Origin of the sequence: Candidatus Poriferisocius sp. (genome assembly GCF_965219815.1) — a bacterium.
In the GTDB taxonomy this organism is placed as follows: Bacteria; Actinomycetota; Acidimicrobiia; order Acidimicrobiales; family Bin134; genus Poriferisocius.
Genome location: NZ_OZ244791.1, coordinates 2,288,406 through 2,303,011 on the forward strand (window position 1 = coordinate 2,288,406; position 14,606 = coordinate 2,303,011).

Consider the following 14,606-nt stretch of genomic DNA (forward strand, 5'->3'; position numbering starts at 1 on the left):
GGTCGGTGACCCCTGGAGACTCGCCGATGCCCACCAGTGGGCACCTGGCCGCAGAGGACTTCGCCGCAGAGGACATTGCCGAAGGTGCCGGAGAGTTGCCGGTAGAGGCATGGCTTGTGGCCTTGGCCTCTCTGCCCGCAGTGGGTCCGGCCCGACTGCGGGCGCTGCTGTCTGCGGGAAGCCCGGCTGAGGTGTGGGCCCGACTGCTGGGATCGCCACCTCCTGAGCTGTTGCGGGTGGCCGGCAAACGGGAACTGTACGAGCAGTGGCACCGCACCGCCGCTGGTCTCGATGTGGCCCAGTTGTGGGCACAACACCGAAAGCACGGCGTGGGAGTGGCTGCCTTGGGCACTCCCGGATATCCGTCTGCATTGTCTTGTGACATAGACCCGCCCGCGGTCGTGTTCCACACTGGCGATCCCCAGGTGGTTGACGGTCCCCGCGTGGCCATCGTCGGCACTCGCCGATGTACCCGCTATGGCAGCGATGTGGCGTTTGAATTGGGCCGAGACTTGGCCTCAGCCGGTGTGGGCGTCGTCTCCGGTTTGGCCTTGGGCATCGATGCCGCCGCCCATGCCGGCGTTCTGGAGGCCAAAGCTGCTCCGCCCATCGCGGTGGTGGGAAACGGTCTCGACAGGGTATATCCCGAGCGCAACCGAGCCCTGTGGCGGGCGGTGGCCGAGCAGGGTGTGCTGTTGGGGGAGGCGCCAGTGGGAGCGCCGCCCGAACGATGGCGGTTTCCGGCTCGCAATCGCATCATTGCCGCCCTCGCCGATGTGGTTGTGGTGGTGGAGTCCCATGCCTCTGGAGGAGCTATGCACACGGTGGCCGAAGCCGCAGCCCGGGATCGGGCTGTCTTGGCCGTTCCCGGACCGGTTCGCAGTTCCGCATCAGGCGGATGTCTAGAGCTGTTGGCCGACGGCTGCGCTCCTTGCCGCGACGCCGACGATGTTCTGCTGGCCTTGGGGTTGTCGGGTGCCGAGACAGCCCGCTTGGATTCTCGCCCCGAACCCGGCCCCATCGGCCGGCAGGTGCTGGATGCACTGGGCTGGCAGCCCGCGGATGCCGAGCAGATCAAGAGCCGGACCGCTTTGCCCATGGTGCAAGTGGCCGGAGCGGTGGAGGAGTTGCGGGCGGCAGGTTGGATAGCAGTCTCAGGACGTTGGATTGAGCGGGTGGGCATTCCTCGGTGAGATGGCAAAGAACCCGTAGTCTTGAGAGTTGATGGGGTGGGATCTGGACGCCTTTGCCGCGTCGACCGCTTCGGTCAACGAAGACACCGCGGCGATGTACCGCCGTGAAGTCGCCGCGTTCTCCAATTGGCTGGCAAACACCGAAGTCAGCTCCAGCACGGCTGCTGGGGGGGAAACAGGTCCTGAAAGTGTCGACCTCCGCATGATCCGCAGGTATCTGGCCTACCTGAGCACGGAGGGCTACGCCCGGAAAACGGTGGCCCGAAAAGCCAGTGCCCTACGCCGCTATTTCCGCTGGGCGGAACGCACTGGCCGGGTGGCCGCCGACCCCACGATCGGTGCGATGACACCATCTCAAGAGCGATATCTGCCGCGGGTGCTTCGCTCTGAGGAATTGGGTGCCTTGTTGGACAAGCCACGAGCAGCATTGGCCGACGACAGCAGCGCTCGGCGCCAACGCGATGTCGCGGTCTTGGAACTGCTCTATGGGAGCGGCCTCCGGGTCAGCGAGGTGTGCGCTATCCGAGTGGGCGACGTCGATTTGGATCGTCAGCGCCTCACCGTGAACGGCAAGGGATCGAAGCAGCGGATCGTGCCGCTGAGCGAGCCGGCGGCCCTCGCTCTGGAGGAGTGGCTGGCCAAAGGCCGGAGGGAAATGGCTGATCCCTCCACAGCCGGTGATGCCGTGTTCGTGAACCTGTCTGGGCGACCGCTGAACACCCAAGGGGTGCGCCGGCTGGTTAATCGGGCAGCCAGCACGCAGACCAACCCCCATGCTCTGCGCCACACCTTCGCCACCCACCTCCTTGACGGGGGGGCCGACCTCCGGCAAGTGCAGGAACTATTGGGTCACTCGGATCTGGGATCTACTCAGATCTACACTCATGTCAGCCGGGACCGGCTCCGCAGAGTAGTGGAGGACAGCCACCCGAGAGCCTGACTGCCGCTGTTTGCCGATAGCCTGAGCTCGCCTCCCCCCGACTTCAGAAGATCGAGGGGATGTCATGGTGCTGGGAATGCGCATCGGCGGGTTGGCGGCTGCCGCGGTATCGGCCTGGCTGACGCTGCAACCCGGCCCACCAGTCGCTCAGAGCCCACCGCACGTTGCTCAGGAATCTGTTGTTCAGAGCCAGGAGGTGGTGGAGCACTCCTTGGTGTATCGGTCTCCGGTGGATGCAGAGGTGATCGATCCGTTCCGACCTCCGGCGCATGTGGGGGCACCGGGCAACAGGGGCTTGGAATACGACCCCGAGCCTGGATTGCCGGTTCGGGCGTCGGCGGAGGGGGAGGTGGTGTTCGCCGGATCGGTGGTTCACAACCGGTTTGTGACCGTGCTGCACCGCGACGGGCTACGCACCTCCTACGGGTACCTGGGTTGGATTGCCGTCGAAGAGGGCGAGTGGGTGGCGCTCGGCCAGCAGCTGGGCACCACCTCTGAGCGGTTCTTTTTCAGCATCCGACACGGAGACCGCTATCTCGACCCGGCGTTGGTGTTGACCGCCGGAAGGGTGCGGCTGGTGCCGCACCTTGAGCCCCGCGGTCGAAGTCGGCTTCCTGCTTATGGATAAGTCTTGTGGCTCGGCTATCGTGTACCCCGGCCTGGAAGCAGTTCCCGGCCGAAGAAATTACCGCCCGGGGCATCCCACGGTCGCCAATTGGTGCTGACCCCGGGTTTCGCTGAACCGCTGGGAGAGGAGAAAAGCCATGGCGCCAGTCGTGACGATGCGCCAACTGCTGGATGCCGGAGTCCACTTCGGACACCAGACTCGCCGTTGGAATCCCAAGATGCAGCGCTTCATTTTCGGTGAGCGCAACGGCATCTACATCATCGACCTGACACAGACGCTTGCCCGCATTGAGGCTGCCTACACCTATGTACGCGATCTCGTGGCCGGGGGCGGTCAAGTGCTGTTTGTGGGCACCAAGAAGCAGGCCCAAGACAGCGTGCAGAGTTACGCAGAGCGTGTGGGGATGCCTTACGTGAACGAGCGGTGGCTGGGTGGTCTCCTGACCAATTTCGAGACCATCTCCAAGCGCATGGGCAAGATGAAGGAGTTCCAGCGCATGCGCAGCTCGGGCGAACTAGACGTTATGCCCAAGAAGGAGGCCCTTCTGATTTCCCGGGAACTGGCGAAATTGGAGCGGAACCTCAACGGCATCCGAGATCTGACCCGGCCCCCCGATGCGGTGTTCGTTCTGGATACCAAAAAGGAGCACATCGCCGTGGCCGAGGCGAACAAGTTGAAGCTCCCGGTGATCGCAGTAGTGGACACCAATTGCGATCCCGATGTGATCCAGTACGTCATTCCCGGCAATGACGACGCCATCCGCTCCGGCGAGCTGATGTGTCGGATTATCAGCGACGCCGTTCTTGAGGGTCGCTTCATCGCCCAGGGAAACAACGTTGCCAAAACCCAGCCTGATACTGATGCTCCTCAGCCCGAGGCAGTAGTCGAGGACAAGCCAACCGCCGAGGCTGCCCCCGAGGCGGCGGAGGCTGAGGTCCAAGAGGCTGCCCCCGAGGCGGCGGGGGCTGAGGTCCAAGAGGCTGCCCCCGAGGCGGCGGGGGCTGAGGTCCAAGAGGCTGCCCCCGAGGCGGCGGGGGCTGAGGTCCAAGAGGCTGCCCCCGAGGCCGTGGAGCCAACTGCCGAAGCCGCACAAACCGATCTCCAGGAGCAAGCGTGAGTTTGTTTACCGCCCAAGACGTCAAGGCACTGCGCGAGGCCACTGGCGCGGGAATGATGGATTGCAAGCGCGCCCTCACCGAAAGCGACGGCGACATGGAGTCCGCCACCCAATGGCTGCGCGAGAAAGGCATCGCCAAGGCAGCCGCTCGGGCCGAGCGGGTCAGCGATCAGGGGACGGTGGCCTTGGCGGTGGACGGCAATGCCGCGGCCATTGTCGAACTTCGCTGTGAGACCGACTTCTCGGCCAAGGCCGATGACTTCACCGCCCTGGCCGACGAGCTGGCTCAGTTGGTACTGGCCTCGGGCGAAGAATCGGTGGAGACTCGCCAAGCCGCACTCGAAGATCTCAGTCTAGCCAAGAAGGAGAACGTCCGGTTGGGCAAGGTTGTCAAGGTCGAAGCTGCCGATGGCAACATTCTGGACACCTACCTCCACACTCAAGACGGCAGAGGGACCAGCGCTGTGGTGGTAGAGGCCCGCGCCATGAGCCAAGACCTGGCCCACGAGGTGGCTCTTCACATTGCCTTTGCCAAGCCCTCGGTGCTGCATCGCGACGACGTTGACCCCGACGAAGTGGAGCGGGAGCGGATCGCGCTCACCGAGATGACCAAAGCTGAGGGCAAGCCCGAGCAAGCTTGGGAAAAGATCGTCAGCGGCCGCTTGCGGGCATGGTTTGCCGAGCGCGTCCTACTGGAACAGGGCATGTTTGGAGAGAAGGAGACCGTAGAATCTCGTTTGGGAGACGGTGAGATTGTCCGTTTCGAGTTGGCGTCCATCGGCAGTTAGCGCTGCACGATGACCACCGACGGCGCCAAGCGATCAGGCCGGTGGGACCGGATTGTTCTGAAGCTCTCCGGCGAGGCATTTGCCGGTGAGGCCGGATATGGCATTGATGGCGAGATCGCTGCGCAAATCGCCGACGAAATCGTCAAAGTCAGGGCTGAATTCGATGTGGACGTGGCGGTCGTGGTCGGAGGGGGAAACATCTGGCGGGGTATGACCGGGGCGGGCGCGGGCATGGACCGGGCTCAAGCCGACTACATGGGGATGTTGGCCACGGTTATCAACGCCCTTGCCCTCCAGGACACGCTTGAGCGACTCAATCAGCCCACTCGGGTACAGACGGCCATCGGTATGGCCCAAGTGGCCGAGCCGTATATCCGCCGCAGGGCCATTCGCCACTTGGAGAAGGGCCGGGTAGTGATCTTTGCGGCCGGGACAGGCAACCCATTCTTCACAACCGACACCGCGGCTGCTCTTCGGGCGGTGGAGATTGAGGCCGGTGTGTTGTTGAAGGGAACTCATAGTGGCACCGATGGGGTCTATACCGCCGATCCCCGGATCGACCCAGATGCCGAAAAGCTCGATGAGGTTCAGTACTTGGATGTGCTGTCCCAGGGTCTGAGGGCCATGGACAGCACCGCCGTGTCGTTGTGCATGGACAACAAATTGCCCATCGTCGTCTTCGACCTCATGAAGCCGGGAAACGTACGCGCCATACTCGACGGCCAGCCGATAGGTACTCTGGTGTCGTGAGGGGTTATCCGACAACCTCGAAGTCATGACGACCGGCTCTGATGTCTTCCTGCCGCGCGGCCGTAGTCGTTGAAGGATGCGAGTGGGATGACCACCGGCAATGAGCTGACCGACTTGGTGCTAGAGGAGGCCGGGGGGCGAATGGACTCTGCGGTGCACCACACCCGACAGCAGTTCGCCTCCGTCCGGACCGGGCGGGCATCTCCGGCACTGTTTGAGAGGTTTCTCGTGGACTACTACGGCACTGAAGTGCCGCTCCAGCAGCTTGCCAGTTTCAGTGTTCCCGAGGCGCAGCTTCTGGTGATCTCCCCATTCGACAAAGGCTCGATTGCCGCAATTGAGCGGGCCATCATCCAAGCTGATCTTGGGCTCAACCCCAGCAATGACGGCAACGTGGTGCGACTGACATTCCCACCGCTAACCGAGGAGCGTCGCCGCGAGCTGGTACGGCTGGTCAAACAGATGGCAGAAGAGGGTCGGGTGGCGATTCGCAACACCCGCCGCAGCGGGCGCCATGAGGTTGATCAACTCAGCAAAGCCGGCGACGTTTCCGAGGACATTGCGGCTCGGGCCGAGAAAGACCTTGACCAGCTAACCCACGACCATGAGCAGCTCATCAATGATGCCTTGAGCGTCAAAGAACAAGAGCTGCTGGAAATCTAAACTGTCTGAATAACTGGAGGGGCAGTGGCCGAAGACAATCCTTTCCAAAAACCCAACGACCCGTCTGGAGAGCCGCCCGACGACGAGCAGGCCGGCTTCTTGGATGATCTGACATCTCTCTTCGACGAAGAAGAAGATGACGCTGATCTGCCTCGCTGGGATGAGCCCGCCGATGCGGAATCAGAGCCGGAGAAGGATTGGGACAGTCTCACCGATGCTGCTCCCCGCTGGCGCGACGATGCGGCGGAGGACTCCTTTGCCGACCTGTCCGGTCCAGAAGACGTCAGCCACGCTCCGGAGGAGGCGAGCGTTTTCGAAGACCCAGTGCCCACTGAGGCAGTGGAGTTCCCCTCGGTAGACCGGGTAGACGAGGTCTTGTCCTTGGATGTTTCTGAGTCTCCGATTGCCTCGGGGATGGTCGAGACCCGGGACTCTCCGTTGATGCCCCCGTCTCCGGCAATGGGTGATGGCCGGACATCTTCTCGAAACGGCAACACCATGACCGCTCTCGTGGTTGGTCTGATGCTGGGCGGAATCGTCTTGGGCGCCATTGCCTTAGGCGAGAAGGTCACGCTCGCGATCCTTGTCATTGCGCTCCTGATTGCCGCCGCGGAGTGGTTCACCACCATGCGCCATGCGGGCTATCAACCTCCGGCGCTGGTGGGGTTTGCCGCAGTGGCGGCCATGCCGCTGGCTGCCTATTGGCGAGGTACCGACGGCATCGTGCTGGTGTTGGTATTCGCCCTGTTCGGCTCGGGGCTGTGGTACCTGGGCGGAGTGGGCGGCAACCGGATCCTGGCCAACCTAGGGGTAACCCTACTGGGAATTACCTACATCGGGGTGACCGGGGCCTTCGGCGGACTCCTGCTGGACATGCCCGACGGCGCCGAACTGGTGCTGAGCGCACTGATTTTGACCGTGGCCCACGATGTGGGCGCATACGCGGTTGGGCGGGCCGCAGGCCGCACTCCGCTGTCGAAGGCCAGTCCCAACAAGACGGTGGAAGGTCTGATCGGCGGCACCATCCTCACCATCGCTGCCGCGTTGGTGTTCATCTCCATCCTGGAGATCGGTCCTTTCGGAGATGGTGCGGGGTCGCGTTCCGACGGGGTGATCCTGGGAATCGTGGTGGCCGTGGTGGCGCCGCTGGCCGATCTCATGGAGTCGGCCATCAAGCGAGATCTCGGCATCAAGGACATGGGCTCGCTGCTGCCCGGCCACGGAGGGATGTTGGACCGGATCGACGCTCTCCTCTTTGTGCTGCCGGCCACCTACTTCACCGCCCTGATGCTGGATGTGATCTGAGCCACCGGGCGATACCGACGCGATTCGCTCATGACCTCTCTGTCTCTGCTTGGTTCCACCGGCTCGATCGGAGTCCAGACGCTGGATGTGGTGCGGGCCGAGCCCGGCGCCTGGGACGTGGTGGCATTGGGTGCCGGCCGCTCCGTCGACCAGTTGGTGGCCCAAGCCCAGGAGTTTCAACCCCGATTGGTGGTGGTGGGCGACTTCGAACGGGTGCCTGAGGTTCAAGAGGCGCTGCCGGGGACTTCCGTGGCGAGCGGTGCTTCTGCCTTGGCCGAAGCGGCCGCGATGGGAGAGGTGGTGGTGAATGGGGTTGTCGGATTCGCCGGTCTGCCGGTGACCCTGGCCGCCCTCGAGGCGGGCCGGCGCTTGGCTCTGGCCAACAAGGAGTCGCTGATTGCCGCCGGCCCAGTTGTCCAGAGGGCCCGACAGACTCCGGGCGCCGAACTGCTTCCGGTGGACAGCGAGCACTGCGCTGTCCACCAGTGCTTACGGGCCAACGATGTGTTCACCTCCGACACGGGAATGGCCTCTGAAACGGGAATGAAACGCGTGCACCGCATCGTGCTCACCGCCAGCGGCGGACCTTTCAGGGGTCGCAGTCGCAGTGAGTTGGCCGATGTGACGGTGGAGCACGCATTGGCCCATCCCACATGGAGCATGGGGCCCAAGATCACGGTGGACTCCTCTACGCTGATGAACAAGGGCTTGGAGGTGATCGAAGCCAACGAGTTATTCGGATTGGGCTACGACCGCATCGAGGTCGTCGTCCATCCTCAGTCGGTGGTCCACTCGATGGTGGAGTACACCGATGGCGCTACCATCGCCCAGCTCTCGCTGCCCGATATGCGGTTGTGCATCGGCTATGCCATCGCCTACCCCGACCGCATCGCCACCCCGTTTGGCCGCATCGATTGGGCCGAGCTGCGCCGGCTGGACTTCGAGCCCCCTGATACCGAGGCATTTCCCTGCCTGGATCTGGCCTACGCCGCCGGGCGCATGGGGGAGACCGCCCCTGCACTGCTGAATGCGGCCAACGAGGTGGCCGTGCAGGCTTTTCTCGATCAGCGGATACGATGGGCGGCAATCCCCGAGGTTTTGGAGACGGTCTTAGGCGACCACGACGGCACTGAGGCCGACTCCCTGGAGGCGGTCATGGAGATCGACGGCAAAGCCCGAGCCGCGGCCGAGCAAGCAGTGGTTCGCCAGGGCTAAGCGATGCCCTTCCATCAACTTGACCCGAATCAGGGAATCCAGCCTCCGGATCAGCAAGAAAGATTTGGCTGGGAGTCGATCCGCGATGAGTGGGGAGGCTTGGCGCTGGTCGCGGGGTTGCTTACGGCAATGACGGTATTTTGGGGGGTACCCGTCTTGGTCGTGGTGCTGGCCGTCATCGCGATGATCTTCCTGCACGAGATGGGCCACTTTGTCGCTGCCCGGGCCGCAGGCATGAAGGTCACAGAGTTTTTCTTGGGGTTCGGGCCCCGGCTTTGGTCGTTTCGCCGGGGGGAGACGGTGTACGGCCTCAAAGCCATTCCCGCCGGCGCCTATGTGCGGATCATCGGCATGAACAACTTGGAGGAGGTGCCTCCTGCCGACGAGCACCGCACCTATCGCAGCAAGCCGTTCTGGCGGCGCTTGTCGGTGGCGGTGGCCGGATCGACCATGCATTTCCTCTTGGCCCTTGTTCTGCTCTTCTCCTTCCTGGTTGTTCGTGGGAAGGTGGAGGAGCTTCCGCCCTCTGATTGGTCGGTGAGGTCGGTGGCAACCGATACGCCAGCCGAACAAGCTGGTCTACGGGCTGGCGACCGGATCGTGGCGGTAGACGGAAATCCAATAGCCTCGTTCGAAGAGCTGGTGACGGTTTTACCCGGCCCGGGGTCGGCTGTGAGTCTGGGGATTCAGCGGGGTGATGACCTGCTGTCCTTTTCCTTTGAACTGGGAACCCATCCCTATTACGAAGACCGAGGCTACGTCGGCATCGCCCCTCGAACATCTCGGGCCGTAGGGATGGGGTATCTCGAGGCTGTTCCTGAGACGGTGGACACGTTTGGGTTTTTGACCAAGGAGTCTGTGCTGAGCATCGGCAGGTTCTTCTCTCCCAGCGGTCTCGGCGACTTCTACCGGGAGTTGACCGGCCAGCCCCCGCAGGTAACTGTCGGCCCAGCCCAAAGCGGGACACTCGCATCGGAGGCCTCAGACGACCAAGGCCGGATTATGTCAATTGTGGGCGCAGTGAGAGTCGGTTCGATTTTCACGGACAACGACTACACAAGCCTGCTTTGGTTCCTCGCGGTCTTGAACATCTTCATCGGGGTGTTCAACATGTTTCCGCTCCTTCCCTTTGATGGTGGCCATGTGGTGATCGCCACCTATGAGCGTCTGCGTTCTTGGCGAGGTCGCCGCTACACCGCCGACGTGGGCAAGATGGTGCCCTTGGCGTATGCCGTGCTGTTCGTTTTGGTGTTCGTGGGCTTGGGAGCGCTGTACTTGGACATCACCGATCCGATTGAGATCCCCAGCTGATGGCCGCGGGCGAATACCAATGCCGCCCGCCGGGCGTGCCAAGCTAAGGCTGTGGAAGTCGAGGCAGCTTTCGAGCGGCGTCCGACCCGTCGGATCCATGTGGGGGATGTAGCCGTCGGCGGTGGCGCGCCCATCACTGTCCAGTCCATGACCACCACCCGCACCGCCGATGTGGAGGGCACCCTCCAGCAGATTTATGCCTTGGCCGCGGCCGGCGCCGACATCGTGCGCTGCACTTGCAATGAGATCGAGGCCGCCGAGGGGCTGGCCCAGATTGTGCCCCGGTCTCCGGTGCCCATCGTGGCCGACATTCACCACCAGTACCGCATGGCGCTGGCCGCATTGGACGCCGGCGTTCAATGCCTGAGGCTGAACCCCGGGAACATCCGCAAACCCGAGCACATTCGAACGGTGGCCTCAGAGTGCCGGGACCGCGGGGTTCCCATCCGCATCGGAGTGAACGGGGGGTCGCTGCACCCTGATCTCTACCGAAAGTACGGCGACCGGGTGACCCCGGAGGCCATGGTGGAGTCAGCCCAGATGGAACTCGACTACTTCGCCGATGTGGACTTCGAAGACGTCAAGATCTCGGTCAAGGCCTCCAGCGTGCCCCTCATGATCGAGTCTTACCGACAGCTGGCCGAGGTCACCGATCACCCCTTGCACTTGGGGGTGACCGAAGCAGGGCCGCCCCCGGTGGGGTTGATCAAGTCCACCGTCGGCATTGGCACCCTCTTGGCCGAGGGAATCGGCGACACCATCCGGTACAGCCTCACCGCCGACCCGGTACAAGAGGCGAAAGCCGGTCGCCAGCTTCTCGAATCCATGGGACTGCGAGAGCGCAAGAACGTGGACCTCATCGCCTGTCCGAGCTGCGGTCGGGCGGAGATCGACGTGTACGCCGTGGCGGAGCAGGCCATGGAGGCGTTCGGCGACCGGGAGATTCCCCTTCAGGTGGCGGTCATGGGCTGCGTGGTCAATGGTCCTGGCGAGGCCCGTGACGCTGATATCGGAATCGCGGCGGGCAACAAACGGGGCCACCTGTTCGTCAAGGGCCGCAACGTGGCCGTGGTGGCCGAGGAGGAAATGGTGTCGGCGCTCGTGGAGTGGGCCGAGTTGATCCACGAGCACGGGCCTGAGGCCGCGCTGGAAAGGGCCGACACGGTGGCCGCGGCCCGTGAAGCGGAGCGGGACCGGAGTCGCCTGCTGGCCGAGCAGGGCGACGACGCCAATCAGGCCGGCGAAAAGATCGATCTGATCCGCAGGAGAGCGTGAGGATGGCCAAAAAAGGGGTGCTCACATCCCAGCAGGAAGACTTCCCCCGCTGGTACCAGGACATTCTCAACAAGGCGGAACTGGCCGACAACGGGCCCGTGCGGGGAACCATGGTGATCCGACCCTATGGCTATGCCCTGTGGGAGCGGATGCAGGCCGAGGTGGATCAGCGCATCAAGAGCGCCGGGGCCGACAACGCCTACTTCCCGCTGTTCATCCCTGAGAGCTACCTGAATCGGGAGTCCGACCACGTGGAGGGCTTCAGTCCCGAATTGGCAGTGGTTACCCAAGGCGGAGGCCGAGAGCTGGCCGAGCCGGTGGTGGTGCGACCCACCAGTGAGACCATCATCAATGCCTACTTCTCCAAATGGATACAGAGCCATCGCGACCTGCCCCTGCTGATCAACCAGTGGGCCAATGTGGTCCGCTGGGAGATGCGCCCCCGGATATTCCTGCGAACCACGGAGTTCTTATGGCAGGAAGGCCACACCGCTCACGCCACCCGCCAGGAAGCCCGTGACTACGCGGCCATGATCCTCCACGAGGTGTATCGAGACTTCATGGAGTCGGTGCTGGCCATCCCGGTGCTCATCGGGTACAAGACCGAGGCGGAGCGGTTCCCCGGGGCCATCAACTCCATGTGCCTCGAGGGGATGATGCGAGACGGCAAGGCCCTTCAGATGGGAACATCCCATGAACTGGGCCAGAGCTTCGCCACCATGTTCGACATCACCTATCTGGATGCCGAAGGGAGTCAGGCTCACGTGTGGCAGACCTCCTGGGGGGTGTCGTCTCGGATGGTTGGCGGGCTGATCATGGCCCACGGTGACGACCAAGGGCTCGTTGTCCCTCCCCGGTTGGCGCCTATTCAAGCCGTTGTCGTTGCAGTTCGCGATGCCGAAGGAGTTGTGGACGCTTGCCACCAATTGGCTGGATCTTTGGCTGCTGCCGGGATACGGGCGAAGGTTGACGACCGGACGGGTACGGGGTTTGGCCGAAGAGCCACCGACTGGGAGTTGAAAGGGGTACCCGTACGGGTGGAGATCGGACCCCGGGATCTGGAAAACGGTCAGGCAACGCTGGTGTCTCGGATTGGCGGCGACAAGCAGACGGTCGGTCTCTCCGCGGCGCCCAAGCAAGTGGAGTCGCTGCTTGACGACATCCAGCAGCAGATTTTCAACGATGCCATGGCGTGGCGGGACTCTCGGGTAGTCGATGCGGCCACCGTGGCGGAGGTGCAAGAGGCGGCGGCCACGGGATTCGCCCGGATTCCGTGGGCTGAACTCGGCCCCGAGGGCGAAGCGGCCTTGGCCGAAGACGCGGTTACCGTAAGGTGCTTGCAGCTCCCTGACGGATCCCTTCCCCAAAGCGGCGACGAGAGTGATCTTGTGGCTGTCTGCGGCCGCAGCTACTGAGAGAGACCGATCTTGTGGCTGTCTGCGGCCGGAGCTGCTGAAAAAGGCCCGACGACACACCGCTGAGCGGCGACATGGGCGGTTTCACAGGGTAAGATTGCCGATGAATCGTCGATCTCTTCAGTCGAGTGAGGCGTGGGCTGGGGCCCACGCCTTCTGACTTTGGGGACCGGTAGCAAACCACCAGTCAGGAAAGGGGCGAGATGCCAGTAGCCGACAGCGTGCGCGACCTGCTCGCGCCCCTCTTCCATGGGCGGGGTTTGGAGATCTACGACCTCACCTATGGAGGCGGGGTTCTGCGCATCATCGTGGACAAACCCGGAGGAGTGAGCTTGGACGAGGTGGCCGACGCCTCCAAGGTCGCCTCTCGCCTGTTGGATGACAACGATCTTGTTCCCGGTCGGTACACCCTGGAGCTCACCAGCCCCGGTTTGGAGCGTCCGCTGCGCTGTCCCGAGCACTATGCCCGGGCAGTGGGCGAGACCATAAGCGTGAAGCTCGGCCCCCATGTCGAAGGGAATCGTCGGATTCAAGGTTCGCTGATGGAATACGACGATGACGGAATTACCATTGAAAAGGATGGAGTTCCTCAACGCGTGTCATTCAACGACATCGCCAAGGCCAGGACCGTCTTTGAATGGGGTCCAATGCCAAAGAAGCAGATCAAGGAGAAGAGCAGCCGATGAATCCTGACATGCTTGAAGCCCTCCAAGCCCTGGCCGCAGACAAGGGGATTTCGGTGGAGGCCCTGTTGGCGGCCCTGGCCGATGCCCTTGAATCGGCCTACAAGCGGATGCCCGACAGCGAGGAATATGCCTGGGTAACCATCAACCCCGAGACGGCCGACATCCAGGTATTCGCGCAAAAGCTGGATGAGGACGGCGAGCCCGTTGGGGAGCCATTTGACGTGACTCCCGATGGTTTCGGCCGTATCGCCGCGCAGACGGCCAAGCAGGTCATGATGCAGCGGATTCGCGAGGTGGAGAGGGAGCTCAAATACGAGGAATACGCTGGTCGGGAAGGCGACATCGTCACCGGGATCATTCAGCAGAATGATGCCCGCTACACATTGTTGGACTTGGGCCGAGTGGAGGCCCTCTTGCCCCAGGCCGAGCAGGTGCCCTTTGAGCGCCCCGACGCCAACAGCCGCCTCAAGGCCTACATCGTGGAAGTCCGGAAGACGGCCAAGGGCCCGCAAATCGTGGTCAGCCGCACCCATCCTGGGCTGATCAAGCGGCTGTTTGAGCTGGAAGTGCCCGAGATCGCCGATGGGGTAGTGGAGATCAGGGCGTGTGCTCGGGAGCCGGGTCATCGCACCAAGATTGCGGTGTCGTCCAACGACACCAACGTAGATCCGGTAGGGGCCTGTGTGGGGGCCCGGGGGGCCCGGGTTCGCATGGTGGTCAACGAGCTGCGGGGGGAGAAAATCGACATCGTTCCCTTTGCCGATGATCCGGCCGACTTCGTGGCCAAGGCGCTGTCACCGGCCAAGATCAAGGAAGTCACCGTCGACGAGGAGTCCGGGGTGGCCGAGGTGGTGGTGCCCGACTATCAGCTCTCCCTGGCCATCGGAAAAGAAGGCCAGAATGCCCGGCTCTCTGCTCGGCTGACCGGATGGCGGATCGACATCAAAAGCGAGACCCAGCTCGCCCAAGAAGCTGCCTATGAGGACATGGATTGGGCTGAGGGAGAATGGGTGGTGGACGAGGCAACCGGTGAGCAGGTATGGCGGCCAGCAGAGGGAGGACCAGCGCTGTCAGCTGAGGAATGGGCCGCAGAGGGCACCGACGGCGCCCCTTCTGAGGAATGGGCCGCAGAGGGCACCGACGGCGCCCCTTCTGAGGAATGGGCCGCAGAGGGCACCGACGGCGCCACTTCTGAGAAGAGGGCTGCCGAAGGAAGTGAAAACGTTCCCGTTGAGGAGGTGGGGGACGCTGCGGAGGGCGGTCCTCCCCCGGGGTAGTAGCCAGCGCTTCGGATTGACTTCGAAATCTGAAGGGCAGGCG

Annotated in this window: 14 protein-coding genes; all 14 read left to right on the top strand. The window is 63.2% G+C overall.

Translation table 11 applies throughout. The annotated features are described in order from the left end of the window. The first annotated feature begins 5 nt into the window (after nucleotides 1-5). Nucleotides 6-1,193 carry a DNA-processing protein DprA gene (gene dprA / locus ACOQPI_RS10970; RefSeq protein ID WP_420619680.1) on the top strand — a complete coding sequence of 396 codons (1,188 nt, stop codon included), beginning with the start codon at nucleotides 6-8 and terminating at the stop codon, nucleotides 1,191-1,193. Between the two features lie 31 nt (nucleotides 1,194-1,224). After that, nucleotides 1,225-2,133: a tyrosine-type recombinase/integrase gene (locus tag ACOQPI_RS10975; RefSeq protein ID WP_420619681.1), complete on the top strand. Its 909-nt coding sequence runs from the start codon at nucleotides 1,225-1,227 to the stop codon at nucleotides 2,131-2,133. A 64-nt stretch (nucleotides 2,134-2,197) separates the two neighbouring features. Beyond that, nucleotides 2,198-2,761 (top strand): peptidoglycan DD-metalloendopeptidase family protein, encoded by a 564-nt coding sequence (locus ACOQPI_RS10980; protein ID WP_420619682.1) that lies wholly within the window; start codon nucleotides 2,198-2,200, stop codon nucleotides 2,759-2,761. Between the two features lie 136 nt (nucleotides 2,762-2,897). After that, a complete protein-coding gene (rpsB, locus tag ACOQPI_RS10985; RefSeq protein WP_420619683.1) occupies nucleotides 2,898-3,878 on the top strand; it encodes a 30S ribosomal protein S2 in 981 nt (326 codons plus the stop codon). Further along, entirely contained in the window at nucleotides 3,875-4,666 is a 792-nt protein-coding gene (gene tsf, locus ACOQPI_RS10990) for a translation elongation factor Ts (protein ID WP_420619684.1), read from the top strand. The genes rpsB and tsf overlap by 4 nt, the downstream gene beginning before the upstream one ends. A 9-nt stretch (nucleotides 4,667-4,675) precedes the next feature. Beyond that, complete coding sequence (gene pyrH / locus ACOQPI_RS10995; protein WP_420619685.1) at nucleotides 4,676-5,416, top strand: UMP kinase; 741 nt, start codon at nucleotides 4,676-4,678, stop codon at nucleotides 5,414-5,416. Nucleotides 5,417-5,503: 87 nt separating this feature from the next. After that, a complete protein-coding gene (gene frr / locus ACOQPI_RS11000; RefSeq protein WP_420619686.1) occupies nucleotides 5,504-6,079 on the top strand; it encodes a ribosome recycling factor in 576 nt (191 codons plus the stop codon). A gap of 24 nt (nucleotides 6,080-6,103) precedes the next feature. Further along, a complete protein-coding gene (locus tag ACOQPI_RS11005; protein WP_420619687.1) occupies nucleotides 6,104-7,384 on the top strand; it encodes a phosphatidate cytidylyltransferase in 1,281 nt (426 codons plus the stop codon). A 30-nt stretch (nucleotides 7,385-7,414) separates the two neighbouring features. After that, nucleotides 7,415-8,599: a 1-deoxy-D-xylulose-5-phosphate reductoisomerase gene (gene dxr, locus ACOQPI_RS11010; RefSeq protein ID WP_420619688.1), complete on the top strand. Its 1,185-nt coding sequence runs from the start codon at nucleotides 7,415-7,417 to the stop codon at nucleotides 8,597-8,599. Nucleotides 8,600-8,728: 129 nt separating this feature from the next. Next, nucleotides 8,729-9,910, top strand: coding sequence for a M50 family metallopeptidase (locus ACOQPI_RS11015; RefSeq protein WP_420619689.1), 1,182 nt, complete (start codon nucleotides 8,729-8,731; stop codon nucleotides 9,908-9,910). Nucleotides 9,911-9,961: 51 nt separating this feature from the next. Then, the gene (gene ispG, locus ACOQPI_RS11020) at nucleotides 9,962-11,185 is read left to right on the top strand and encodes a flavodoxin-dependent (E)-4-hydroxy-3-methylbut-2-enyl-diphosphate synthase (protein WP_420619690.1); all 1,224 of its coding nucleotides are present in this window, start codon (nucleotides 9,962-9,964) and stop codon (nucleotides 11,183-11,185) included. 2 nt (nucleotides 11,186-11,187) lie between these two features. Continuing rightward, nucleotides 11,188-12,600 carry a proline--tRNA ligase gene (proS, locus tag ACOQPI_RS11025; RefSeq protein WP_420619691.1) on the top strand — a complete coding sequence of 471 codons (1,413 nt, stop codon included), beginning with the start codon at nucleotides 11,188-11,190 and terminating at the stop codon, nucleotides 12,598-12,600. 203 nt (nucleotides 12,601-12,803) lie between these two features. Further along, on the top strand, nucleotides 12,804-13,286 hold the full coding sequence (rimP, locus tag ACOQPI_RS11030) for a ribosome maturation factor RimP (protein ID WP_420619692.1): 483 nt from the start codon (nucleotides 12,804-12,806) through the stop codon (nucleotides 13,284-13,286). Further along, a complete protein-coding gene (nusA, locus tag ACOQPI_RS11035; protein WP_420619693.1) occupies nucleotides 13,283-14,563 on the top strand; it encodes a transcription termination factor NusA in 1,281 nt (426 codons plus the stop codon). Before rimP ends, nusA begins: the two co-directional genes overlap by 4 nt. The last annotated feature ends 43 nt before the right edge of the window (nucleotides 14,564-14,606 follow it).